A 23454-nucleotide genomic window follows, 5' to 3' on the forward strand; every position below is an offset into this window, starting at 1 on the left:
GCCCAGTATCGACCACCATTTTCTTCGATTTATCCTCTTCAAGTCATAATATTTTACTCTCAATGAACACTCATTCATCAGTTATAAATTTATTTAATATTTCTTGTGTTTTCTTAGCTTAACCGCTGCAGATAAAGTAACTCTTGCCGCTTAATGACATAAAAAACGCCCAGTTTCGATAGAAGTCAAAAGTGAGCGTCATAAAAGTGTGTTATTTATTGTGGAATGTTAATCAACGCCTAAAAAGCCGCCAGTTTGATGGGACCAAAGTTGGGCATAAATACCCTCAGACTTGATCAACTCTTGGTGAGTTCCTTGCTCAACGATCTGGCCTTTATCAATGACAATTAGTCTGTCCATAGCCGCGATGGTTGATAGTCGGTGAGCAATGGCAATCACGGTTTTACCTTCCATTAATTCATATAAACTTTCCTGAATTGCCGCCTCAACTTCGGAATCTAATGCTGAAGTGGCTTCATCTAGTAGTAAAATCGGGGCATTTTTCAATAATACTCGGGCAATTGCAATACGTTGGCGTTGACCGCCAGAGAGTTTTACCCCACGTTCACCCACTTGTGCATCTAAGCCTGTATTACCAAAGGGATCTGATAAATCATCAATAAACTCGGCTGCTTGAGCCTGCGCAATGGCTGCTTGAAGCTGTTGCTCCGAAGCATTAGGATCGCCATAGAGGATGTTTTCTCGAATTGAGCGATGCAGTAGTGAGGTATCTTGAGTTACCATGCCGATTTTAGCCCGCAGCGAATCTTGAGTAACATCGGTAATCGGTTGATCGTCAATACTCACTTGACCTTTTTCAACATCGTGAAAGCGCATTAGCAAGTTAACGAGCGTTGATTTACCAGCGCCAGAACGACCTACTAAACCGACCTTTTCACCGGCTTTAATGTTTAAATTCAGATTGCTAATCACCCCTGATTTTTCGCCGTAATGAAAACTAACATCGTTAAAGTCAATTTTACCTTTGCTAACAACAATATCTTTAGCGCCAGGTTTATCTTCAATTTCAATGGGTTTTGATAAGGTATTCATCCCATCAGTGACAGTACCGATATTTTCAAACAGTGAGCTTATTTCCCACATGATCCATTGAGACATGCCGTTTAAACGCAGTGCTAAGCTAACAGCAATAGCAATCGCACCCACAGTAATCGCATTATCTGCCCAAAGCCAAATTGAAACCGCCGCAATGGTAAATGCTAAAAGGTAATTTATGATCTGCACTAAAACGTTAATGATGGTCACAAGGCGCATTTGGCCGTAGACGGTTTTAAGAAAGCCCATCATGCTGTCTTGGGCGTATTCAGCCTCTTGCTTGGTATGAGAAAACAGCTTCACGGTGGAAATATTGGTATAACTATCAACGATCCTGCCAGTCATGGTCGAGCGGGCATCTGCTTGCTTGGCTGAAATGGCTTTTAGCTTTGGCACTAACTTCCACTGAATAGCAATATACGCAAATAGCCACACCAGCATTGGCAGCATTAAGCGCACGTCAGCACTGGCGATCATCACCAGCATTGAAGTGAAATAGATGATGATATACATCAATACATCTAACAGTTTCATGACGGTTTCACGCACTGCTAATGAGGTTTGCATTACTTTAGTGGCAATGCGGCCGGCAAAGTCATCCTGATAAAATGAAACGCTTTGTTTTAGTAAGTATCGATGTGCTTGCCACCTGATGGCCATAGGGTAATTACCCAGCAAGGTTTGATGCACGATAGCCGCATGCAAAGCCACTAATAACGGAATAATCACCAGTACTACCACAGACATCAATATTAAGGTGCTACCTTCATCTTGCATTAAGGTCTGTGGGTTTTTAGTGACTAACCAGTCAACTAATTTGCCCATAAAGCCAAATAATGACACTTCTAAAATCGCCAAAGTCGCTGTCAAAATTGACATGATGATTAAGTGTTTTTCAAAACCGCGGGTGTAATGACGGCAAAAGGCATAAACGCCTTTTGGGGCTTGGCTGGGTTCTTCTGAAGGTAATGGGTTGGTAAGGGATTCAAAGAATTTAAACATCTATTTCTCAATATTTGAAACGGGAACAGCAATATATACAGAGGATACCTTAACTTGGTGCTGACTTGTTAGCTAAGTGTTAGTTAGATTGTTTCGATACTTGTAGGCTAGCATTAAATGGGGTCAGTGGTTGAGTTCCGTTTTCCGCTAGTGACTAGCGTCATTATTCGCTAAAGTGACGCTAATAATCTTCAAGCTGCTATTAACCAGCTTACATAAACGGGTAACGATAACATGTCTCCTAAAGCAGTGCTAAACAGCGAGAAGTCTTTAGCACCTATAGCCAGCAGTCAGGCGTGCAGTTTAGCTGCTAATGTTTGCCGTCAAGCAAGGCTAAGCCGTGATGCGCGTTTTGATGGGCATTTTTTTACTGGGGTTTTAACCACAGGGATTTATTGCCGCTCAATTTGCCCTGCGACGGCACCTAAAGAGCAAAACGTGCGTTACTTTGACTCTGCGATTAAAGCTGCTCAGGCGGGGCTTAGGCCTTGTTTACGTTGCCGCCCTGATAGTGCGCCACAATCCAATGCATGGAAGGGCACTCAAACCAGTTTGCAGCGAGCGATAGCCCTGATTGATGGCGGTTGTTTAAGTGGCGAACAGGGTCAAACACTTGCATCATTATCACAACGGCTGGGTATTAGTAGCCGCTATTTAAGCCAACTCTTTAATAAGCAGCTAGGCACCTCGCCAAAAAAATATGCTATTTATCGACAACTGATGTTTGCTAAACAGCTGTTACATCAAACCAGCTTGCCAATAACGGACGTGGCATTAGCTGCAGGTTTTAATAGTATCAGACGCTTTAATGAAGTTTTTAAGGAGCAGTTGCAATTGACCCCATCCCAATTAAGGCGTGATAGCGCCAAGGCAAATGTTGCTACCAAAGCTGACGGTATTAGCCTGTTATTAGATTACCGCCCGCCGTTTAATTGGTCGAAACAGTGGTCGTTTTACCAGTTAAGAAGCGTTGAAAACATGGAGTGGCTTGATGAGGCATCAAAGGCTTATGGCCGCAGTTTTTGTTTAAATGTTAATCATCGGCAGGTTAGCGGCACCATTGATGTATTACCGCTAAAAGATAAACACCAATTGTCACTTACGGTGAAATTTGAACGTGCTGACGACTTAGACTATTTACATCATGTGGTGCTGTTTGTGCGTAAGTTATTGGATTTAGATGCGGATATGGCGGTTATCCATCAATCATTTAAGTCACTTGTCGACATGGGGTTAACCCCTACAGAGGGTTTACGGATCCCTGCCACAGCCTCGGTGTTTGAAGCCGGATGCCGGGCAGTATTAGGTCAGCAAGTGAGTGTGGTACAGGCAAGTAAGCTACTGAATATCTTGGTGAGGAGTTATGGTAAAAAGCTCGTAATTTCAGATCGTGAGCTTATCTTATTTCCAACCCCGCAAGCGATAGCAGCGGCAAGTTTAACTGAATTTAACATGCCAGCATCACGCAAAGCCGCGCTTAATTTGTTAGGTCAGTTTGTCGCTGAGCACCCAGACGCAAGCCCTGATGATTGGCTCAGCGTTAAAGGTATTGGCCCATGGACTATTGCCTATGCCAAAATGCGCGGTCAAGGCGATCCGGATATCTTTTTAAGTGGCGATTTAGTGATAAAAAACCGCTTGAAAGTTCTGCGCTGCCAGCATGGGAAGGTTGATGGGCAGACAGAAGCGCTTACCGGTAAAGCCTATCGACAATTTTGCGACAAGATTGCCAAGGATGTCAGCCCATGGGGCAGCTATGTCACTTTTCAATTATGGAATAGTAATGAAAGTTAATAATCAACCGCCGATTTACCTGCAAATTGAGCTAAGCCCTGTGGGTTACTTGAAGCTGCGAGCCTCAGAATTAGGCCTTACCCATTTGCAAGTGGTCAGTGAGGCTGACGCTGTCGATAGTGGCGATATTATCGATGCAAGTGCTGACTCAATTGAGCAAGCTCAAAAACATGTGCAGCAAGCCATCACAGAACTTAATGAATATTTTGCCGGTAAGCGCAGTGAATTTGACGTCACGCTTGCAGCCACTGGTACTGTGTTTCAGCATGAGGTTTGGCAAGCGCTGCGAGAGCTGCCGTTTGGGCAGGTATGCAGTTATGGCGATATCGCCAATAAAATTAATCGACCTAAAGCAGTTAGGGCGGTGGGCGCTGCCAATGGTGCTAATCCCATAGCGATAATCGTGCCGTGTCATCGAGTGATTGGTAAAAATGGTACCTTAACCGGTTATGCCTATGGCCTTAAAATGAAACAAGCTTTGTTGTCATTAGAATCAGCTGATTAATCGAATGCGGCTTGTTTCATCATCTATGAGCAGTAATTCATCATTGCTTGATCTATTTCGCTAACTTAAGCGGCATAAATACGCTAAAATAGCTGGCTATACCTTATTTTGAGCACTTGAAATTAATGACCTCTGCTACTGATCGCAAAGATGATACCCAAACGAGCCTAAATGCTGACACCCTTTTAGCGACGCAATCTGAAACTAATACCGTTAGTTTCACCGAAATGGGCTTAATCTCGCCATTATTAGCGCGGTTAACTGAACTTGAGTACCTCACTCCAACGCCGATCCAAGCGCAGGCCATTCCTCACGTATTAGCGGGTAAAGATTTACTGGCTGGTGCTAATACTGGCTCTGGTAAAACCGCAGCATTCGCTTTACCGATTTTGCAGCTGTTAAGTCAGTCTGCTGGGGCGTCAAAAAATAAAGGTAACTTTGTTTCAGCGTTGATTTTAGTGCCGACTCGCGAGCTTGCAAAGCAAGTCGCCGATAGCGTTAAATCCTATGCGGTGCATTTTAATGGCGCCATTAAAACCGTTGCCGTGTTTGGCGGCGTGTCAGTGAATACTCAAATGCTGGCCCTTCGCGGCGGCGCAGATGTACTTGTGGCAACTCCTGGGCGATTATTAGATTTAATCTCAAGTAACGCCATTAAGCTTGATAAGGTAAAAACCTTAGTGCTTGATGAAGCCGATCGTATGTTAAGCCTTGGTTTTACTGACGAGCTGGCTTCAATATTAAAATTAATGCCTGAGAAAAAGCAAAAACTGTTGTTTTCAGCAACTTTCCCAGAGGAAGTTCGCACCCTTACGGCGAGTTTACTGGTTGAGCCAGTAGACATTCAGTTGCAAAGCGCCGAAGAAAGCACCTTAGTGCAACGGGCATTTACCGTAAACCGTGAAAGTAAAACCGCATTATTAGCCCATTTGATCAAAGAGCATAAATGGCGCCAAGCATTGATTTTCGTTAATGCTAAAAATAGCTGTAAGCACTTGGCTGAAAAACTATCAAAACGGGGTATTAGCGCTGAAGTTTTCCATGGCGACAAAGCCCAAGGCGCCCGTAATCGTGTGCTAGATGGATTTAAGTCAGGTGAGATTGAGGTGTTAATTGCCACCGATATCGCCGCACGTGGTTTAGACATTGATAAGCTCCCAGTGGTTATCAATTTCGATTTACCAAGAAGTCCTGCTGATTACATGCATCGTATTGGCAGAAGTGGTCGTGCCGGTGAAGTTGGTTTAGCGATATCATTATTAGCCCATGCGGATTACCATCATTTTAAAGTGATTGAGAAAAAAAATGCCCTGCGTTTAGAGCGTGAGCAAGTTGCTGGCTTTGAAGCCGATGAGCAAATGCCTGATGACTTGTTAGAGCTTGATAAGCCAATGGCAAAACCTGAAGGCACAGGTAAGAAAAAGCGTAAAAAGAAAGCCGAAGTCAATGTCGATTTTTGGGCTCATATTAAAAAACCTGAACAAGACTAATTCAGCCTTAGTCCCGAGAGAACGCCCCATTTCATAGTTAACAAGAGTATTAACGTTTTTATGAAGCAGTTATTTTGGTTAGTAGAGGGGGTCATTGCAGGTCGCAGTGGCCCTAATAAACACCCTTGGGATTTAGCGGAATTAAAAGCGGCAGGTATTGGCGCTATTTTATCGGTCAATGATGGTGACGAGGTCGCAGCTGCCGCCATAGAAGCGTTAGGGCTAAAATATTGCTGCACTCCTTTTTCAAATAATATTCCGCCGCAAGAGGGGGATGAGGCTATTTGCGTTGCGCAAATGCCAACAGCGTTGGCCTTTATCAGAGAGTGTGAAGCGCAAAATATTGCGGTACTTATCCATTGCCGCTCCGGTAAAGACCGCACGGGCATCATGATGGCGTATTACTTAATGGATAATGGCGCAGCGCCGGTTCACGCCGTGAGCCAAGTAAGGTGCGTAAGGGATATTGCTTTTAGTTCAGAAGGTTGGGATCAATTCGTGTTTGATGTCTTGTATGCGCTGCAAGATTAAATCATAGTTATACTGTTCACAATGTGATGGGCTATGACAGCGGCCGTATTTGCAATACGGCTTGAACTATTGCGTAAACGACTGCGTGACAATAGAGCTCCAGTAAAGTGTTAGCTAAATCGAAAGGAAGCAATCAATGCCCAAAAACAATTATGTCATATTCGTTTGTTGTTTATTGTGCTTAACGCTTATTGGATGTGCTAATCGCGTTGAGTTCGCGCCGCTTCCTCTGCAATATAAATTGGCTCCTGCCACTGAGTCATCTTTAGCGCAATATATTAACGCTAAAATTCAGCATTCTCGAAGTCACCACTTACAAATTGACCAAGTCCAGCATCTGCATCCTGAAAACTCATTAATAGCCAAGGCTAATAAACCGCAAACGACAGCCACCAATGAGGCAAGTTTAACGGGAGTTAACCCCCTTAGTGATGGCATTGATGCTTTTATTGCTCGTTTAGCCATGATTGAAGCAGCCACTGAAAGCATCGACTTGCAATACTACATTTATCGCAATGATGAAACCGGGAAAATCCTCAGTTTATTTCTCTATAAAGCCGCTCAGCGCGGGGTGCGAGTTAGGGTGTTGCTGGATGATTTAACCACAGCAAATGGCGACGATGGCTTAATGGCCATTGCAACTCACCCTAATATTTCAGTGCGTTTGTTTAATCCATCCTATGAACGTCAGTATCGTGGACTGGCATTTTTATGGAACTTTAGCCGCCTCAATCATCGTATGCATAACAAATCACTGACCATTGATAATTTAGTGACAGTGGTTGGGGGGAGAAATATTGGCGCTGAATACTTTTCAGCAGATGAGAATGTCGATTTTGGTGATTTTGATTTACTGGCCATTGGCGACGCTGTTGATAAGGTATCAACCCAATTTGATACTTATTGGAACTCGGCCCAAGTTAATAGCATTGAGCAATTGGTAAAGGCCGCTGAGCCATATCAAGGCAATAATACAAATCCTGAGCAAGATAACGCGCTAGCGAAACTGGATGCCAGAGCAAGCATTCTTGAGAAGAGCTTAATGACCGATGAATATGTTACTCGTTTAGAAAAAAATACCTTATTAGATCGCCTGCAAAATCAAGGGTTACAGTGGTATTGGGGCGAAGCCCAAGTGGTGTATGATCCGCCAAATAAACTTGAAAGAAACCCTAATGACAGCATTTTATTAGATGACTTAAGTTATTTTTTTGAGCAAGCGCAGCATCAATTACTGATTGTCTCGCCTTACTTTGTCCCAGGCGATGCGGCAACCCATGCATTAATCAATGAAGTAAAACGGGGTAAAGAGGTCACCATAGTGACTAACAGTTTAGCTGCAACGGATGTATTAGCGGTTCATGCAGGGTATCAGCAGTACCGCCAAAAACTCATTGAAGGCGGGGTTAAGATTTATGAAGTAAAAGGCAATGCCAAGGGCCAAGAATCTAAAAAAACCAGTTGGAAAGGTAGCAGTCGCACGAGTTTACATGCCAAAACCTTTATTATTGATGAGCAAACACTCTTTGTTGGTTCGTTTAATTTTGATCCCCGCTCAGCACTGATCAACACCGAAATGGGCTTAATTATTGATAATGAGATGCTGGCTAAAGAGATCCTTGCAGGGCTTGCGCTGTCAGCAAATGATAAAGCTTATGAAGTGGTGTTAAAAAATGGCGAGCTGGTGTGGCTTGACCATCAGCATCATAAAATTATTTATGCAGAGCCCGGTGCTGGCTTTTGGCGTAAGTTTTTAGCTGATTTTTTAGCATTGTTGCCAATAGAGTCCCAGCTGTAGTTTTCTAATTGATAAAGCAAATTAGCGACTTAACCCCCGAAATTCAGATTTGAATTTGATATGACGAAAAGGCTGTGGTTAACTTTAAATAATCAGTTTTAATCGGCAATATTATGAAAAGTAAAGCAAGCCAGTCACAAGGATTGTTGCTGTTTCACCTTTCCCATACTCAGCAGTTTGCTTTGGGCACCTTAAAAGTTCGCGAAATTGTCCCGTACACGCGTTTGTCGGTTATTCCGAAATCCCATCCGTCAATATTAGGTGCAGCAACCATACGCAGTAAAACCATTGCGGTGATTGATATGGCTGCATCGATTGGTTTTAAGCCGATAGATCCAAGCGACTATGATAAATGCAATATTATCATCACTGATTGCCAGCGAATGGTGATAGGCTTTTTGGTTAGAGGAATTGACAAAATAATTGAGTGTAACTGGCGAGATATTGAGGCGCCGGCAGCGAACTTAGGTCATCAGGTTTTTCTTACTGGGGTTGCTCGCCTTGATGGCAAATTAGTGCAATTGTTGGATGTCGAGTTATTAATGGCAAAATTATTCCCCTATGATCCCGCCGCTAATAGAGCTATTTTGACAGATATTCAACGAGAGAAATTAAAGCCACTGAATATCTTATTAGTGGATGATTCTAAAGTCGCCCGAAAGCAACTTTCAGATGCACTCGATTCTATCAATATCCCTTATTCTGTCACCGCAGATGGCCATGATGCATTACAGATCATGCAGCGGGCTGCAGATAACCAAAAACCTATAGATTTGTTAGTGAGTGATATTGAAATGCCAGGGCTTGATGGTTATGAGCTTGCATTTGAAGTCAAAAATAACCCGCAACTTGCCAATGCCTATATTATTTTACATACCTCTTTATCCAGTGAAATTAGTGTCAGCCAGGCTACACAAGTTGGCGCCGATGAAGCGTTAACAAAATTTGATGCCCATGAATTAATTGATGCTATTCTCCGAGGGGCAAAATAACAATTTTCATCTAATACAATAATTTGCCAATAATGAAACGCGCTAAATTTCATCACATGTTGGCTAAATGTGGTTTGTTTGGGAATGTACGGTAATATTAGTGCATCATTTTGCAGCGACACTAGACTTTAGCCATCCCATCCGATATATACCTATCAGAGCTTATTAAAATCCCGTTATTCGATTTTTAAAAAGTCACAAATATTAGAGCTTAATAAAAGCCATAAATATAAAAATATAGGTCAAGCAATGAATCAAAATCCATCACTGTTAGCGCGATTAGCTAATGGCAGTTTAGTGTTACAAATTCTCGCCGGTATTGTACTGGGTGTTCTTCTCGCCACATTTTCAACTTCAGCAGCAGGGCAGGTTTCCTTCCTTGGTGATTTATTTGTTGGAGCATTAAAAGCAGTCGCACCGATCTTAGTGTTTGTACTGGTGGCATCATCAATTGCAAATCAAAAGAAAAATGCCCATACCAATATGCGTCCTATTATTGGTTTGTATTTAGCGGGCACATTTGCTGCCGCGTTAACTGCAGTACTGTTTAGTTTTGCCTTTCCGACAACATTAGTACTTGTTGGCGGCGTTGAGGGGACTAATCCTCCTCAAGGTATCGCAGAAGTGTTAAATACCTTGTTATTTAAAATTGTTGATAATCCAGTGAATGCACTGCTTACCGGTAACTATATTGGTATTTTAGCCTGGAGTATTGGTTTAGGTATTGCTTTACACCACGCCAATGAGTCGACAAAAAAAGTTATTTCAGACTTAAGCGATGGCGTAACCACAATCGTACGCTTTGTGATCCGCTTTGCGCCTATTGGTATCTTTGGCTTAGTGTCGGGCACCATTGCGGCAACAGGCTTTGATGCATTAGCAGGCTATGCGCAATTACTTGCAGTATTGGTAGGCGCTATGGCCTTTATTGCTTTAGTGGTTAACCCGATTATGGTTTACGTAAAAATCAAACGTAACCCTTATCCATTAGTGTTTAAGTGTTTACGTGAAAGTGGCGTAACGGCGTTTTTCACCCGTTCAAGTGCTGCCAACATTCCAGTGAATATGGCTTTATGTGAAGAGTTAAAGCTGCATAAAGATACTTACTCAGTGTCAATCCCATTAGGCGCAACCATTAATATGGGCGGCGCGGCAATTACTATTACCGTACTGACTCTTGCAGCTGCTCATACCTTAGGTATTCAAGTTGACTTCTTAACAGCAGTGTTATTAAGTGTGGTTGCTGCAGTATCGGCATGTGGCGCTTCAGGCGTTGCTGGTGGCTCATTACTGCTTATTCCGCTTGCGTGTAGCTTGTTTGGGATCTCTAATGATGTGGCGATGCAAGTTGTTGCTGTAGGCTTTATTATTGGCGTTATTCAAGATTCTGCGGAAACTGCGCTAAATAGCTCAACGGATGTGGTATTCACCGCTGCAGCTTGTGAAGCGGCTGAGAATAAAGCAAACGGTTAAGGGTTAAGCTTAAAAAGCTTCAACCTCTAATGTGAGATAATAAAAAACCGACAACTTGTCGGTTTTTTTGTATCTGCATACTTATTTTAGCGCCAGTTAAATTGTTTTTAGCAAAAAGGGTGTTTGCTAAAAAAAGTGCGTTGCTTTTGAGTGTACGGGTGAATAATTGTCAGCATTTGCGCATGCAAGCTAAGGCGCTTTTTGGCTTTAGCTGTAATGTCATCACCGTAAAAGTTATCACCAAGTATCACATGGTTAAGTGCTAGCATATGAACACGTAACTGATGAGTACGGCCTGTTTCTGGCATCAACTTAACCAAGGTATGATTTGCAAAACGCTCGATGACTTCATAGTGAGTAATCGCTGATTTACCTTGATCTGATACCACTTGAAATGGTGGGTTTTCTTTGTCGCCAGCTAACGATAAATCAATCGTGCCACTGTCAGCGCCCATAACACCATCTACTTCAGCGATATAAACTTTCTTGGTTTTTCTATCTTGAAACTGAGTTTTAAGATGAGACTCGGCTTTTTTATTGCGGGCAAATACCATGATGCCAGAGGTGTCGCAGTCTAAGCGATGTACCAAAATGGCTTCAGGGTAGAGTTTTTGTAAACGAGTAATAGCACAATCATGGGTATTGGCAGCTTTGCCAGGATTTGCTAATAAGCCGGCAGGTTTATTAATAACAATGATATCTCGGTCTTTATAACGGATATCAAGCCATGGAATACTAGGTGGTTGGTAGTCAAAAATTTGCATTTAGTCGCATCGGTTTACAAAAATAGGTGACTATTTTAGCAAATAAACGGCGCTGCAGTAATGGATATCAACCGCTAAAGTAAAATAGCCTCAATTAATCGGCTATTTGATTGCGGCAAATCAGTTATGGCAGGTATTGTTCAGGTGTCTTACGGCTATAGATACGGCTATAGGCCATTAACTGTGGATAGAAAGTACGAAAAGCAATCTCAATTTCAACATATAACTTGTCAACGTCGCTGATGGCCGTCTTAAAAAGCTCAGGTTTTGAAATACGTTGACTCACACCTTCAATTGCTTTGTTTAGCCCAGCTCTTGTTTGGTAGCTCATTAACCAATCTTGTTCGATGACTTTTGGGATGATCAATTGCAGCTTTTCCGGCAGTTCGGCGGTATGTTGCAGGCTATGGTATGCCTTTTGAGTAAACTCAGATAACGATTGCTGATGATACTCATCCCAGTAGAAAGCAAGGTAATGATCAAACACTAAATCAATTAAAATTGGCGCCACACGGCGTGAACTTTTTGGAAATAATTTGATTAAATCGGTGATTAATTCATGGCTGTCAGTAATTTGATCGATTTGTCGATGTAGCCATAAACCTTGTTGCAAATGCTTTGGGAAGTGTTTTATATCGCCCTTGGCAAAGTCTCCAGCAAGATTGGCTGCTAAGTGGCTGTCGCTAATATCAGCTAAATGTAGGTGCGCTAGAAAGTTCATATTTTGTACTTTTATTTTTGAAAATTTACAGTATGATACTAAACAACAAAATTGGAAATATAGTAACAACTGACTGTAAGATTCATCATATAGATTTCTCTTTAAAAGTCATGGCTATTATTTACAATTTGTACTTATGGAAGATATTTTATGCCTGTTGAAATTTGGGCTGTAGGGATCATGGATGATGAAAAACTGGATAAAATCAGTATTAAGGCAGCAGTCTGCTAAAAAACGTAAAAAAGTTGACATAGACCTCAAGATTGAAAGCCATTCTTTTAAACCTGACAGTTTATGTAATTCTGCCGATAAAAATTTGTTTTCATCAGTATCTGAAGTTGATGATAACTTAGCAAATGTACAATCAGCGAATTCAAAATAACCCTATTTCGTGGTTTTTTAAACGCCGCGCTTAAGCCAGATCCCCAACTGATTTTAATGTTGGCGTTAGCCATTAGCCGCTGGCGTGCATTAATCGATCACTATTTCATACCCTTTGCTTGATATTAGCAGTTACTAGTCCTAGACTAGCGCGGTTTTTATTGTCTATAAAAGAGTATCGAAAATGCGCGTAGCAGACTTTTCTTTTGAATTACCAGATGAGCTTATTGCTCGATATCCAATGGCTGAGCGAAATGCTTCGCGTTTATTGACCTTAGATGGCAATTCAGGTGAGTTGGCCGATAAGCAATTTACCGATGTCCTGTCGAAAGTGAATAGCGGTGACTTGATGGTATTTAATAATACCCGTGTTATTCCAGCACGTTTGTTTGGTCAAAAAGCAAGCGGTGGTAAATTGGAAATGTTGGTGGAGAGAATGCTTGATGATAAGCGTATTCTTGCCCATGTTCGTTGCTCTAAGTCTCCTAAAGTTGACTCTATGATTATTGTTGACGGTGGCTACAAAATGAAAATGCTAGCCCGTCATGACGCTTTATTTGAGTTAGCCCTTGAAGATGATAAAACCATTTTAGAAGTACTTGAAGAAGTTGGTCATATGCCTTTGCCGCCGTATATCGATCGTCCCGATGAGGATGCTGATAAAGAGCGCTATCAAACGGTTTATAACCAAACCCCCGGCGCTGTGGCAGCACCTACAGCAGGTTTGCACTTTGATGATGCCATGCTTGAGGCGCTAAAAAACAAAGGCGTTAATATCGCTTTTGTAACCTTGCATGTAGGCGCGGGTACTTTTCAGCCAGTGCGAGTGGATACCATCGATGAACATGTGATGCATTCTGAGTGGGCTGAAGTTAGCCAAGAGGTTGTCGACTTAATTGCTCAAACTAAAGCGGCGGGCAAACGCGTTGTTGCTGTAGGCACTACATCAGTGCGTTCATTAGAAAGCGCTGCGAAAGCCTGTGGTGATGACCCGTTGACGGAATTTAAAGGCGATACCGATATTTTTATTTATCCAGGATATCAGTTCAAAGTTATTGATGCCATGGTGACTAATTTTCATTTACCAGAGTCAACCTTGATTATGTTAATCAGCGCATTTTCGGGTTATGAAAATGTGATGAAGGCTTATCAGCATGCGATTGAGCACAAATACCGCTTTTTTAGCTATGGCGATGCCATGTTTTTAACGAAAAAAGCCCCGTAACGATTGATTTTGATCTAAAATACCCGCCCACAGAGGTGGGTATTTTTTTGGGTTTATTTTGTAGCCTCACTTGAAGTTGCAACATTTGCCCTCATGTCTTAATGAAACAACAGCGAGTCAGACTGTTTATCTGGCAAGGTGATTTATGAAATTTGAATTAGATACAACTGATGGTCGCGCACGTCGTGGTCGTCTGATTTTTGAGCGCGGCACCGTTGAAACTCCAGCATTTATGCCAGTAGGTACTTACGGTACTGTGAAAGGGATGACGCCTGAAGAAGTTAGAGCCACAGGCGCTGATATTCTGTTAGGTAACACCTTCCATTTATGGCTTCGCCCAGGTGAAGAAATCATGCGTAAGCATGGCGATCTTCATGATTTTATGAATTGGCAGCGTCCAATTTTGACTGACTCTGGCGGGTTCCAGGTATTTAGCTTGGGTGATATTCGTAAAATCACTGAAGAAGGGGTGCATTTCCGTTCGCCTATCAATGGTGAGAAGATTTTCTTAGACCCTGAAAAGTCGATGCAAATTCAAGACTCATTAGGCAGCGATGTGGTGATGATTTTTGACGAATGTACGCCATATCCTGCAACACATGATGAAGCGCGTAAGTCGATGCAAATGTCATTACGTTGGGCACAGCGTTCACGTGACGAATTTAACCGTTTAGAAAATCCGAACTCGTTATTCGGTATTATCCAAGGCGGTGTGTACGAAGATTTGCGTGATGAAAGTATTAAGGGCTTAACTGAAATCGGATTTGATGGCTACGCCGTAGGTGGTTTAGCTGTTGGAGAGCCCAAAGAAGATATGCACCGTATTTTAGAGCATGTTTGTCCTCAGATCCCTGAAGATAAGCCTCGCTACTTAATGGGCGTTGGTAAGCCAGAAGATTTAGTTGAAGGCGTCCGTCGTGGTGTGGATATGTTTGATTGTGTTATGCCAACCCGTAACGCACGTAATGGTCACTTATTTACTTCTGAAGGCGTGATTAAAATTCGTAATGCTCGTCATCGCGATGATACTTCTACCCTTGATGAAAATTGTGATTGTTATACCTGTAAAAACTACACCCGCGCGTATTTATATCACTTAGATCGCTGCAATGAGATCTTAGGTGCGCGTTTAAACACCATTCACAACCTACGTTACTATCAAATGTTGATGGAAGGTTTGCGTGGCGCAATTCAGACAGGTACATTAGACGCCTTCGTGACAGAGTTTTACACCAAACTGGGTCGTGAAGTACCAGAACTATAGTTGACTGATTTTTTTTAGAAAATAAGAAGAGAGTAATATGTTAATTTCAAATGCATACGCAAACGCAGCAGGCGCTCCTCAAGGTGGCGGCACCATGGAACTGATTTTCATGCTAGTTATTTTTGGCTTGATCTTCTACTTCATGATCTTCCGTCCGCAGTCTAAGCGTGTAAAAGAGCACAAAAACTTAATGTCTGCATTAAGTAAAGGTGATGAAGTGCTTACAAGCGGTGGCATTTTAGGCAAGATTGCTAAAATCAGCGATGATAGTGATTATGTTTTATTAAGCATTAATGAAACCAGTCAGATCACCATTAAAAAGGACTATATTGCAGCGGTATTGCCAAAAGGCTCTATCCAGTCGTTGTAAGCCAAGAGGGCTCAGGTGTGTTAAATAAATACCCAATGTGGAAGAACATCATGGTGATGCTAGTCATCGCCATTGGTGCTTTTTACGCAACTCCAAACCTATTTGGTGAGGATCATGCAGTACAAGTCGTAGCGACTCGTGGTGCAGAAGTGACAACTTCAACTCTATCGACAGTAAACGGATTACTTGAAAGTAAAGGCATTGCGGTAAAGCGCTCTGAGCTCGAAGATGGGCAATTACTTGTCCGTGTTCAAAATTCTGAGCAGCAATTGCTTGCTAAAGAAGCCATTGCTGATTCATTAGGTGATAAATATACCGTTGCATTAAACCTAGCGCCGGCGACACCTGAGTGGCTTGAAGCCCTTGGTGGATCACCAATGAAGTTTGGTTTGGATTTACGCGGCGGTGTTCACTTCTTAATGGAAGTGGATATGGGCGAAGCCATTCGTAAGATGGAAGAAGCCAAAATTGCTGATTTTAGAAGCCAATTGCGTGAAGAGAAAATTCGTTACGCAGGTGTTCGTAAAACTGCAAAAGGCCTTGAGATTAAATTCCGTGATGCTGAAAACTTAGCCAAAGCAGAACGCTTCTTAAAGTCTCGCAATAATAATGAAATGGTATTTAATGATGGTAGCAGCGGTGAAAACTTTGCCCTGTATGCCACCATGAGTGATAGCTACCTTAGTCAAATTAAGGAAGAAGCACTACAGCAAAACATGACGACTATTCGTAATCGTGTTAACGAACTGGGTGTTGCTGAGCCGGTAGTACAGCGTCAAGGCGCTGAACGTATTATTGTTGAACTGCCAGGTGTACAAGACACTGCGCGTGCAAAAGAAATTTTAGGTGCTACAGCATCAATTGAATTTCGCATGGTTGATCAAAACACTGATCAAAGCGCAGCAGCAAATGGCCGCGTACCTGCGACCTCAGAGGTATTTCCTCGTCGTTCAGGTGGCATTGCGGTGCTGAAAAAAGAAGTGATGTTAACTGGTGATCATATTACCGGTGCCCAACCTTCTTTTGATGAATATAGTCGCCCACAAGTATCGATTAACTTAGATGCTAAAGGTGGCAACATCTTCTCTAACGTCACTAAAGACAACATTGGTAACCCAATGGCGACTTTATTTATTGAGTATAAGGATAGCGGTATTCGCAATCCTGATGGCTCAGTGAAAATGACTAAAATTGAAGAAGTTATTTCAGTTGCTACCATTCAAGCTCGTCTAGGCCGAAATTTCGTTATTAACGGTCTTGATCATTCTGAAGCACAAAGCTTAGCGTTATTACTTCGTGCAGGTGCGCTTATTGCGCCAGTGACGATTGTAGAAGAACGTACTATTGGTCCAAGCCTTGGTGCACAAAATGTTGAAAATGGTATCCAAGCAATGATTTGGGGCTTGGCAGTTGTTTTAGTCTTTATGCTTATCTATTACCGTGCATTTGGTGTTATCGCAAACTTAGCACTTACCGCTAACTTAGTGATGGTTGTTGGCGTGATGTCAATGATCCCAGGTGCCGTATTAACCCTGCCTGGTATTGCCGGTATGGTATTGACCGTTGGTATGGCAGTAGATGGTAACGTGCTGATTTACGAACGTATCCGTGAAGAGTTACTTGCTGGACGCAGTGTTCAACAAGCGATTCATGAAGGTTACGCCAATGCATTTTCAACCATTGCTGATGCAAACATTACCACCTTTATGACGGCATTAATTTTATTTGCTGTGGGTACGGGCGCGGTTAAAGGTTTCGCAATTACTCTGATGATTGGTATTGCAACGTCAATGTTTACTTCTATCGTGGGAACGCGCGTTATCGTGAATCTCATGTGGGGTGGTAAACGCGTTAAGAAACTATCAATTTAAGGAGTTGACCATGTTACAAATATTTTCAGTAAAGAAAACGATCAACTTTCTAAAACATGCAATGCCAATCAGTGTTTTATCAATGATTTTGGTGGTGGCTTCTTTTGTGTCATTAGGCACAAAAGGCATCAACTGGGGTCTTGATTTTACTGGTGGTACGGTTGTTGAGTTAGAGTTTTCAAAACCAGTAGACTTATTAGAGCTACGTGCTGAATACAGTACTGATGGCGCTGACGGAGCAGTAGTGCAAAATTTCGGTTCAAGCCGAGATATCTTAGTACGTTTACCTGTTCGTGATGATCTAAAAAGTGATGATCAAGTCGCTGCGATTGTGCACGGTGCTCAAGTTATTGATGCCAACGTTATTCAAAAGCGTGTTGAATTTGTTGGCCCTCAAGTGGGGAAAGAGTTAGCAGAGCAAGGCGGCTTAGCCGTGATTGTGGCGTTAATTTGTATTCTCATTTACGTATCATTCCGCTTCGAATGGCGTTTAGCAATGGGCTCTGTTGCCGCACTTGCTCACGATGTCATCGTCACCTTAGGCATTTTCTCTATTTTACAATTAGAGTTTGATTTAACGGTATTAGCAGGTTTGCTTACGGTAGTGGGTTACTCGTTGAACGATACCATCGTAGTCTATGACCGTATCCGCGAGAACTTCTTGAAGATGCGTAAAGGCGGTCCTGATGAAGTGGTTAATACGTCTATCACGCAGACAATGAGCCGTACTATTATTACTACAGGTACTACCTTAGTGGTGGTGATTGCGCTATTCCTTAAGGGCGGTAGCATGATCCATGGTTTCGCAACGGCGCTACTGTGTGGTATTTTTGTTGGTACTTACTCATCTATTTACGTGGCAAGTTACTTAGCCATTAAATTGGGTATTTGTCGCGAGCATATGATGCCAGTTGAGATTGAGAAAGAAGGTGCTGATCAACCTTCAATGATGCCTTAATCTTAAGCCGCAACACAAAAAAGCCACTCAATCGAGTGGCTTTATTATTGGAATGTATTTCTTAAATTTAATTACTGATGTTTAAGCTGCTTGCAGGGATAACTTGCTGGGATAACAAGTGCCTATAAACTTCAGCTTTAATGGATGCAATGAACTGGCTGTTAGTCGGGTGATGAATATCCAATGCAACCCAGCCATCAGTGGACATTTGTTCTAACTGAGTAAATTTAGTGCCTGAAATAGTGTCAGCATCCCACTGCCCAGTAGCTTTAATTATGCCAACCGAAGAGTGTAAGCGGCTAATAGAAAACCCCATCATATTTGGCTTAATTCCATTTGGTACTCAGCTTGGCCTTTTTCACCAGAAGTAAATGCGCCTTTACCAGCAATGTTAATCAACTCGCCTTGGCCAGAATTTGGCACGATAATGAAGTCACTGCTGGCGACACCACTTTCAAACTTACCATTGTGTTGCAATACAAAGCTGCCGGACTTGCCATTAATGCTGACTTCCACGTTTTCAAAACCACAAAACACTGCTTTGCCATCTGCGGTATAACACATGATATATTTGGGCTGGCTGACACCTTCAAGATCGCCTGAGTACATTTGGCTAATACTTGCTGAGGTTTGCTTAGCACCATCAGGGTGTTCTATATCTGTGGCTTCATCCCAATTTGTAATTTGAAATACACCGGATATTTGCAGATTCATATGATTCTCCTTTAAAGGCTATCAAGAGCATATAATGAGTATAAAGTTTAATCAATGCTCGACAGCAAGAACCATTTACAAGTACGATGATTAAAAATTTGCCATCAGAGCAATGCAGTAGGAATAATAATGGACAATAGAAAAGTACTCTTAACGGGCGGTAATTTACTCCAAGCGCATACTTGGAAAGGGCTGCTTGAAACAAATGGCATATTGGTAGAATTGACCGGTGAAGCTTTACTCGGTGGTGTTGGTGAGTTACCCACTGAAATGCAAACTGTGGATATATGGGTTTGTCAGAATCAACTCGAGCAAGCTAAAACGCTGTTAGAGTCTCATAATATGGACTGTCCGCAATGGCAATGCCTTCAATGTCATGAGATGAATGAAGGCAGTTTTGAACTGTGCTGGCAATGCAGCTCGCCACAAAGTACCACCCACAACTAACATTGACCTTTTACCGCTGTAAAAGTCTTAAGATTGAATCATTATTATTGATACTAAATAAGACGATGACAATGGCACTATTAACTGGTTATAGTTGATTATCTTAATTATTTTGCGAGTGATCGATGCAGTATTTTCCATTATTTGTGGATACCAAAAATTTACAGGTACTAGTTGTTGGTGCCGGAGAAGTGGCCACTAGAAAGCTTGATTTGCTGTCACGCACCGAAGCTGACATTACTGTTATTGCCCCGGATATCGCTCAAGAAATTCAAAGCTATCATCAAAAAGGGCGAATTCGATTACATAGGCGCGTTATTGAAGCAGCTGATATTGCTGATTATGATGTGATCTACATGGCCACAGCCAATGAACAACTCAATAAAGACTATGCCGTTTTAGCCACCCAAAAAGGCATTTGGGTCAATGTGGTTGATAATCCCAGTTTTTGCCGCTTTATAACACCTTCCATCGTCGACAGAGGTCGCTTAGTCGTTGCCATCAGTACCGCTGGCGCCGCGCCAGTGTTTGCTCGCACTATTCGTTCCCGACTTGAAACGCTATTGCCCCAGTCATTGAGCCCTCTATTTGATTTTGTTGCGTCAAAGCGCACTGAAGTGCAGCAAAAAATCAGTTCTGGTAAAGATAGACGTTTATTTTGGGAGCGATTCTTTAAACTAAACAGTGATCGTTTTGATAGTGTGACAGAAGCTCATTATCAAGATGCATTTAGCAGTTTAGCTGCCGATGGCGAAATATTATTGTTAGATGAAAACGATAACGCGGCCTTATTGCCTATTGCCGCTATGCCATTATTGCAGAAAATTGAAGTAATTTATCGGGACAGTCCGCTGACTGAAAATGGCGTTAGTACCGATATTAATGAACTTATAAGACGTGATGCTAGCCGCGAAGCTGTCCTTAATCTCAGTGAAATTGCAGCAAAATATCACCATGGCGAGCGCATGCTATTGTTGCTAGACACTGAAAAGTTAAAAAAATTTAAAGCACATTTCCCCATGGCGAAGCATCTTCAACCTGGGGCTTTATAGTCATTTTTGTGGGGATATTTACTGCCTAGCTTAATGGTAAATTGACTGAGCTAAAAACATATTCTAAACCGAGTTTCATACTTGTGCTAAACAGGTTAGACTCGGTTTTTTTATTTGTATGGAACTCCCATGGCGCCTAAAGCTACCGTCTATAAAGCAACAATTCAAATCGCTGATATGGATAGACATTACTATGCCGATCATCAACTTACCATTGCCCAGCATCCTTCAGAAACGGATAGCCGCATGATGGTGAGAATTTTAGCGTTTATTATGAATGCGTCGGACTCGCTGCAATTTAGCAAAGGGCTTTGTGTTGAAGATGAACCTGAGCTATGGGAAAAAAGCTTATCTGATGAAATCAATTTATGGATTGAATTTGGCCAAGCTGATGAGAAGTGGCTGCGTAAAGCTTGTGGTCGGTCAAAGCAGGTTCAGTTAATCACCTACAGTGGTCGCAGTGTGCCTATTTGGTGGAAGCAAAATGAACAAGCACTGCAACGCTATAAAAACTTAAGTGTATTTAATATAGCTGAAGAAAGTGTTGCAGCAATGGAAGTGTTTGTTAACCGCAACATGAAATTGCAGGTGAGTATTACTGATGGCGAAATTTGGTTGTCTGATGAAGCCAATAGCCTGATGGTTCAACCTGAGCGTTTAAAGTAAGGTCAACCAAAGAGCTTATAATTGTTTTAAACCTTTAAATTATACATTTTGCACTATAATTTACAGGTTAACCTGTCTAAATTAAGCCGTCGTATACCACTATCAAGTTTGCCTATGCCAAAACCTGATAGTGGCAAATTAAACTATGAAGTCATTGCAAGTGATTATAATTTAGAAGCTTTAATTGTAATAAGCTTGATAACTTCCCTCAATTAGACTCGATAACACCCAGAAATATCGGTTGTTTTGTCAAAAAAGGAAGTTTTTAATGAAAACACTAAATTTATATTCAGTTGACAAAGTCGATGAGCTTGCCCGCCCTGAAGTGTCTGAGCATATCAATATTTATTCAGCCGCCGCTGCGGTGTTTACTGATTTTAGCCAGCTAAAACCTTTTGTAATTGAAATGAATACCGCTGCGGTAGACGTTGAACATTTAATGAAACAATCCCATGTCAGGTTAAAAATTGTCATTGATCAACAAGGGCATTTTATGGGGCTGGTGAGTTTACAAATGCTTCATAGCCAAGAAATGCTTAAGCAGGTCGCCGCAGGTTTTTCGCGAGATCAACTTTTATTGAGTGACTTTATGTTGCCAAAAAATAAGCTAAAAGCCATTGATTATGTGGAACTGGTTAAAGCGCGAATTATTGATGTCATTGAAACGCTGAAGCATTCCCAGCATCAGCACTGCTTAGTGGTTGACGAGCGAGCCCACGTTATTCGTGGCTTAATTTCGGCTAATGATATTGTGCGAACCTTAAAACTCCCCATTGATGTGAATTTAAATCCCAGCTTTATGGAGATTGCCGATAATGTCGAAAAACTGAAAGCCGCGAGTTAACCGCACTCAACGTCGATTAATCAAGGTCAATTAATCAAGGTCAATTTATCAAGCTTGATGTGTTGTTTTTATATCAGTAAAACAATAATGTGTAATGATTAAGCATGATATTTACACGGAGCAAGGATGCAGATCAGAAAAGCACAGCGCCATGATGCCACAGTGGCATTTGATATTCGAAACCAAGCAATACTAAGCCAATGCAAAGGGCATTATGATGACGCAATGCTGGTAGCTTGGACGGATGGTGAGCTGCCAATAACATTTGTCGATGCATTTTCGGAGCATGGCTATGTTGCTGTGGTCAATGATGCAGTGGTAGGTGTTAGCATGATTGACGTTAACCATGATGCCGGCAAAAGTCTCGCTGTTGCTACTGGCATGGTCGATGGGATGTTTGTGCACCCCAGTACTTTTGGTCTAGGTGTCGGCAGGGCGATGTTACAACAACTCGAAACCGTCGCAATTGAAGCAGGCTGTAAAAAATTAATATTGGATGCTTCTTTAAATGCAGCTGATTTTTATCGCGCTTGTGGTTTTAAAGGTGACAAGCATTCAATTTACCATTCCCCAAGAGGCCTTGAACTTGCTTGTATACCAATGGAAAAGTTAATCATTAAATGAGCTAATTAATCATCAGTTGGCAGATTTTACCCATTAAAAAGGGCTTCAATAGAAGCCCTTTTAATTGGGTGACTAACGATTAATCTACGATACGCAGTAATTCGTTAATACCCACTTTTCCGCGCGTTTTCGCATCAACCTTTTTAACGATAATAGCAGCATATAAGCTGTAAGTGCCGCACTTAGAAGGTAAGTTACCAGAAACAACAACAGAGCCTGCAGGTACACGCCCGTAATGTACTTCACCTGTTTCACGGTCAAAAATACGTGTGCTTTGGCCTATGTATACGCCCATTGAAATAACACTGCCTTCTTCAACAACTACGCCTTCAACGATTTCGCTGCGCGCGCCAATGAAACAGTTATCTTCAATGATAGTAGGACCTGCTTGTAGTGGCTCTAGAACGCCACCAATGCCCACACCGCCAGATAAATGTACGTTCTTACCAATTTGTGCACAAGAACCCACAGTCGCCCATGTATCGACCATAGTACCTTCGTCAACGAATGCCCCTAGGTTGACATAAGAAGGCATTAATACGGTATTTTTACCTATAAATGAGCCTTTACGAACCGTTGCAGGTGGTACAACACGAATTGCTTCTTCTTTGAAACGTTCAGCTGTGTAGTCAGCAAACTTCTGCGGCACTTTATCAAAGTACTTGGTATCACCACCGTCGATAACTTGATTATCAAAGATACGGAAAGAAAGCAGTACCGCTTTCTTTAACCACTGGTGTACATGCCATTCGCCATCAATCTTTTCTGCTACGCGAGCCTGACCTTTGTCTAGCATGCTAATAACAGTTTCGATATCTGCACGAACACTTGGCTCTACCGTGCTAGGTGTGATGTCCTGACGAGCCTCAAATGCAGCTTCTATGCGTTGGCGTAATGCCTCCATTACTTTCT

The 23454-nt window shown here is 42.0% G+C and carries 24 protein-coding genes; 18 read left to right on the forward strand and 6 right to left on the reverse strand.

All coding sequences use genetic code 11. From position 1 onward, the window contains the following. Positions 1–228 precede the first annotated feature (228 nt). On the reverse strand, positions 229–2058 hold the full coding sequence (locus AB4160_RS08795) for an ABC transporter ATP-binding protein (RefSeq protein ID WP_102439673.1): 1830 nt from the start codon (positions 2056–2058) through the stop codon (positions 229–231). Positions 2059–2292: 234 nt separating this feature from the next. On the opposite strand from AB4160_RS08795, the gene AB4160_RS08800 reads away from it, so the two are divergent. From AB4160_RS08800 to sstT, 7 genes are all read left to right on the forward strand, one after another. After that, positions 2293–3852 (forward strand): Ada metal-binding domain-containing protein, encoded by a 1560-nt coding sequence (locus tag AB4160_RS08800; protein WP_102439672.1) that lies wholly within the window; start codon positions 2293–2295, stop codon positions 3850–3852. Then, on the forward strand, positions 3842–4357 hold the full coding sequence (locus AB4160_RS08805; RefSeq protein WP_102439671.1) for a methylated-DNA--[protein]-cysteine S-methyltransferase: 516 nt from the start codon (positions 3842–3844) through the stop codon (positions 4355–4357). The genes AB4160_RS08800 and AB4160_RS08805 overlap by 11 nt, the downstream gene beginning before the upstream one ends. 227 nt (positions 4358–4584) lie before the next feature. Next, positions 4585–5847 (forward strand): DEAD/DEAH box helicase, encoded by a 1263-nt coding sequence (locus AB4160_RS08810; RefSeq protein ID WP_372004299.1) that lies wholly within the window; start codon positions 4585–4587, stop codon positions 5845–5847. A gap of 60 nt (positions 5848–5907) precedes the next feature. Next, a complete protein-coding gene (locus AB4160_RS08815; RefSeq protein ID WP_372004248.1) occupies positions 5908–6378 on the forward strand; it encodes a dual specificity protein phosphatase family protein in 471 nt (156 codons plus the stop codon). Positions 6379–6514: 136 nt separating this feature from the next. Next, a complete protein-coding gene (locus AB4160_RS08820; protein ID WP_372004250.1) occupies positions 6515–8176 on the forward strand; it encodes a phospholipase D family protein in 1662 nt (553 codons plus the stop codon). 113 nt (positions 8177–8289) lie between these two features. Further along, complete coding sequence (locus tag AB4160_RS08825) at positions 8290–9168, forward strand: chemotaxis protein CheV (RefSeq protein ID WP_372004252.1); 879 nt, start codon at positions 8290–8292, stop codon at positions 9166–9168. A 249-nt stretch (positions 9169–9417) separates the two neighbouring features. Beyond that, positions 9418–10641, forward strand: a complete 1224-nt coding sequence (sstT, locus tag AB4160_RS08830) for a serine/threonine transporter SstT (protein WP_372004254.1) — start codon at positions 9418–9420, stop codon at positions 10639–10641. Between the two features lie 107 nt (positions 10642–10748). Here sstT and AB4160_RS08835 read toward each other — a convergent pair whose 3' ends face one another. Beyond that, positions 10749–11405 (reverse strand): RluA family pseudouridine synthase, encoded by a 657-nt coding sequence (locus AB4160_RS08835; RefSeq protein WP_102439665.1) that lies wholly within the window; start codon positions 11403–11405, stop codon positions 10749–10751. A 124-nt stretch (positions 11406–11529) separates the two neighbouring features. Next, positions 11530–12126 carry an ACP phosphodiesterase gene (locus tag AB4160_RS08840; protein WP_102439664.1) on the reverse strand — a complete coding sequence of 199 codons (597 nt, stop codon included), beginning with the start codon at positions 12124–12126 and terminating at the stop codon, positions 11530–11532. A 184-nt stretch (positions 12127–12310) separates the two neighbouring features. Here AB4160_RS08840 and AB4160_RS08845 point away from each other — a divergent pair, with 184 nt between their 5' ends. The 6 genes from AB4160_RS08845 (at position 12311) to secF (ending at position 18195) form a co-directional block, all read left to right on the forward strand. Further along, positions 12311–12508, forward strand: a complete 198-nt coding sequence (locus tag AB4160_RS08845; protein ID WP_102476182.1) for a hypothetical protein — start codon at positions 12311–12313, stop codon at positions 12506–12508. 183 nt (positions 12509–12691) lie between these two features. Beyond that, complete coding sequence (gene queA / locus AB4160_RS08850) at positions 12692–13732, forward strand: tRNA preQ1(34) S-adenosylmethionine ribosyltransferase-isomerase QueA (RefSeq protein ID WP_102476181.1); 1041 nt, start codon at positions 12692–12694, stop codon at positions 13730–13732. Positions 13733–13877: 145 nt separating this feature from the next. Further along, on the forward strand, positions 13878–14996 hold the full coding sequence (gene tgt, locus AB4160_RS08855; RefSeq protein ID WP_102439661.1) for a tRNA guanosine(34) transglycosylase Tgt: 1119 nt from the start codon (positions 13878–13880) through the stop codon (positions 14994–14996). 37 nt (positions 14997–15033) lie between these two features. Continuing rightward, positions 15034–15366 carry a preprotein translocase subunit YajC gene (yajC, locus tag AB4160_RS08860; protein ID WP_076542918.1) on the forward strand — a complete coding sequence of 111 codons (333 nt, stop codon included), beginning with the start codon at positions 15034–15036 and terminating at the stop codon, positions 15364–15366. A gap of 17 nt (positions 15367–15383) precedes the next feature. Next, a complete protein-coding gene (gene secD, locus AB4160_RS08865; protein WP_102439660.1) occupies positions 15384–17237 on the forward strand; it encodes a protein translocase subunit SecD in 1854 nt (617 codons plus the stop codon). Positions 17238–17247: 10 nt separating this feature from the next. Continuing rightward, positions 17248–18195: a protein translocase subunit SecF gene (secF, locus tag AB4160_RS08870; RefSeq protein ID WP_076542916.1), complete on the forward strand. Its 948-nt coding sequence runs from the start codon at positions 17248–17250 to the stop codon at positions 18193–18195. A 67-nt stretch (positions 18196–18262) separates the two neighbouring features. On the opposite strand, the gene AB4160_RS08875 is transcribed toward secF, so the two are convergent. Continuing rightward, positions 18263–18514, reverse strand: coding sequence for a hypothetical protein (locus tag AB4160_RS08875; RefSeq protein ID WP_102476179.1), 252 nt, complete (start codon positions 18512–18514; stop codon positions 18263–18265). After that, positions 18511–18909, reverse strand: a complete 399-nt coding sequence (locus tag AB4160_RS08880; RefSeq protein WP_102439658.1) for a DUF3224 domain-containing protein — start codon at positions 18907–18909, stop codon at positions 18511–18513. Before AB4160_RS08880 ends, AB4160_RS08875 begins: the two co-directional genes overlap by 4 nt. 129 nt (positions 18910–19038) lie before the next feature. Between AB4160_RS08880 and AB4160_RS08885 the strand changes: the two genes are divergently transcribed. The 5 genes from AB4160_RS08885 (at position 19039) to AB4160_RS08905 (ending at position 22542) form a co-directional block, all read left to right on the forward strand. Further along, positions 19039–19356 carry a DUF2007 domain-containing protein gene (locus AB4160_RS08885; RefSeq protein WP_102439657.1) on the forward strand — a complete coding sequence of 106 codons (318 nt, stop codon included), beginning with the start codon at positions 19039–19041 and terminating at the stop codon, positions 19354–19356. Positions 19357–19481: 125 nt separating this feature from the next. Continuing rightward, on the forward strand, positions 19482–20408 hold the full coding sequence (locus AB4160_RS08890; RefSeq protein ID WP_372004256.1) for a bifunctional precorrin-2 dehydrogenase/sirohydrochlorin ferrochelatase: 927 nt from the start codon (positions 19482–19484) through the stop codon (positions 20406–20408). 129 nt (positions 20409–20537) lie between these two features. Continuing rightward, positions 20538–21074 carry a YaeQ family protein gene (locus AB4160_RS08895; protein WP_102439655.1) on the forward strand — a complete coding sequence of 179 codons (537 nt, stop codon included), beginning with the start codon at positions 20538–20540 and terminating at the stop codon, positions 21072–21074. A 268-nt stretch (positions 21075–21342) separates the two neighbouring features. Continuing rightward, positions 21343–21918 carry a CBS domain-containing protein gene (locus tag AB4160_RS08900; RefSeq protein ID WP_102439654.1) on the forward strand — a complete coding sequence of 192 codons (576 nt, stop codon included), beginning with the start codon at positions 21343–21345 and terminating at the stop codon, positions 21916–21918. A gap of 126 nt (positions 21919–22044) precedes the next feature. Then, on the forward strand, positions 22045–22542 hold the full coding sequence (locus AB4160_RS08905) for a GNAT family N-acetyltransferase (RefSeq protein WP_372004259.1): 498 nt from the start codon (positions 22045–22047) through the stop codon (positions 22540–22542). A 79-nt stretch (positions 22543–22621) separates the two neighbouring features. On the opposite strand, the gene dapD is transcribed toward AB4160_RS08905, so the two are convergent. Further along, on the reverse strand, positions 22622–23446 hold the full coding sequence (gene dapD, locus AB4160_RS08910; protein WP_076542908.1) for a 2,3,4,5-tetrahydropyridine-2,6-dicarboxylate N-succinyltransferase: 825 nt from the start codon (positions 23444–23446) through the stop codon (positions 22622–22624). Between the last annotated feature and the right edge of the window lie 8 nt (positions 23447–23454).

Source organism: Shewanella sp. 10N.286.51.B8, from assembly GCF_041469325.1.
Taxonomy (GTDB): Bacteria; Pseudomonadota; Gammaproteobacteria; order Enterobacterales; family Shewanellaceae; genus Shewanella.

Coding starts and splice junctions, on each gene's coding strand:
- AB4160_RS08795 (WP_102439673.1), bottom strand. CDS start 2,058: ATGTTTAAATTCTTTGAATCCCTTACCAACCCATTACCTTCAGAAGAA.
- AB4160_RS08800 (WP_102439672.1), top strand. CDS start 2,293: ATGTCTCCTAAAGCAGTGCTAAACAGCGAGAAGTCTTTAGCACCTATA.
- AB4160_RS08805 (WP_102439671.1), top strand. CDS start 3,842: ATGAAAGTTAATAATCAACCGCCGATTTACCTGCAAATTGAGCTAAGC.
- AB4160_RS08810 (WP_372004299.1), top strand. CDS start 4,585: ATGGGCTTAATCTCGCCATTATTAGCGCGGTTAACTGAACTTGAGTAC.
- AB4160_RS08815 (WP_372004248.1), top strand. CDS start 5,908: ATGAAGCAGTTATTTTGGTTAGTAGAGGGGGTCATTGCAGGTCGCAGT.
- AB4160_RS08820 (WP_372004250.1), top strand. CDS start 6,515: ATGCCCAAAAACAATTATGTCATATTCGTTTGTTGTTTATTGTGCTTA.
- AB4160_RS08825 (WP_372004252.1), top strand. CDS start 8,290: ATGAAAAGTAAAGCAAGCCAGTCACAAGGATTGTTGCTGTTTCACCTT.
- sstT (WP_372004254.1), top strand. CDS start 9,418: ATGAATCAAAATCCATCACTGTTAGCGCGATTAGCTAATGGCAGTTTA.
- AB4160_RS08835 (WP_102439665.1), bottom strand. CDS start 11,405: ATGCAAATTTTTGACTACCAACCACCTAGTATTCCATGGCTTGATATC.
- AB4160_RS08840 (WP_102439664.1), bottom strand. CDS start 12,126: ATGAACTTTCTAGCGCACCTACATTTAGCTGATATTAGCGACAGCCAC.
- AB4160_RS08845 (WP_102476182.1), top strand. CDS start 12,311: ATGATGAAAAACTGGATAAAATCAGTATTAAGGCAGCAGTCTGCTAAA.
- queA (WP_102476181.1), top strand. CDS start 12,692: ATGCGCGTAGCAGACTTTTCTTTTGAATTACCAGATGAGCTTATTGCT.
- tgt (WP_102439661.1), top strand. CDS start 13,878: ATGAAATTTGAATTAGATACAACTGATGGTCGCGCACGTCGTGGTCGT.
- yajC (WP_076542918.1), top strand. CDS start 15,034: ATGTTAATTTCAAATGCATACGCAAACGCAGCAGGCGCTCCTCAAGGT.
- secF (WP_076542916.1), top strand. CDS start 17,248: ATGTTACAAATATTTTCAGTAAAGAAAACGATCAACTTTCTAAAACAT.
- AB4160_RS08875 (WP_102476179.1), bottom strand. CDS start 18,514: ATGATGGGGTTTTCTATTAGCCGCTTACACTCTTCGGTTGGCATAATT.
- AB4160_RS08880 (WP_102439658.1), bottom strand. CDS start 18,909: ATGAATCTGCAAATATCCGGTGTATTTCAAATTACAAATTGGGATGAA.
- AB4160_RS08885 (WP_102439657.1), top strand. CDS start 19,039: ATGGACAATAGAAAAGTACTCTTAACGGGCGGTAATTTACTCCAAGCG.
- AB4160_RS08890 (WP_372004256.1), top strand. CDS start 19,482: ATGCAGTATTTTCCATTATTTGTGGATACCAAAAATTTACAGGTACTA.
- AB4160_RS08895 (WP_102439655.1), top strand. CDS start 20,538: ATGGCGCCTAAAGCTACCGTCTATAAAGCAACAATTCAAATCGCTGAT.
- AB4160_RS08900 (WP_102439654.1), top strand. CDS start 21,343: ATGAAAACACTAAATTTATATTCAGTTGACAAAGTCGATGAGCTTGCC.
- AB4160_RS08905 (WP_372004259.1), top strand. CDS start 22,045: ATGCAGATCAGAAAAGCACAGCGCCATGATGCCACAGTGGCATTTGAT.
- dapD (WP_076542908.1), bottom strand. CDS start 23,446: ATGGAGGCATTACGCCAACGCATAGAAGCTGCATTTGAGGCTCGTCAG.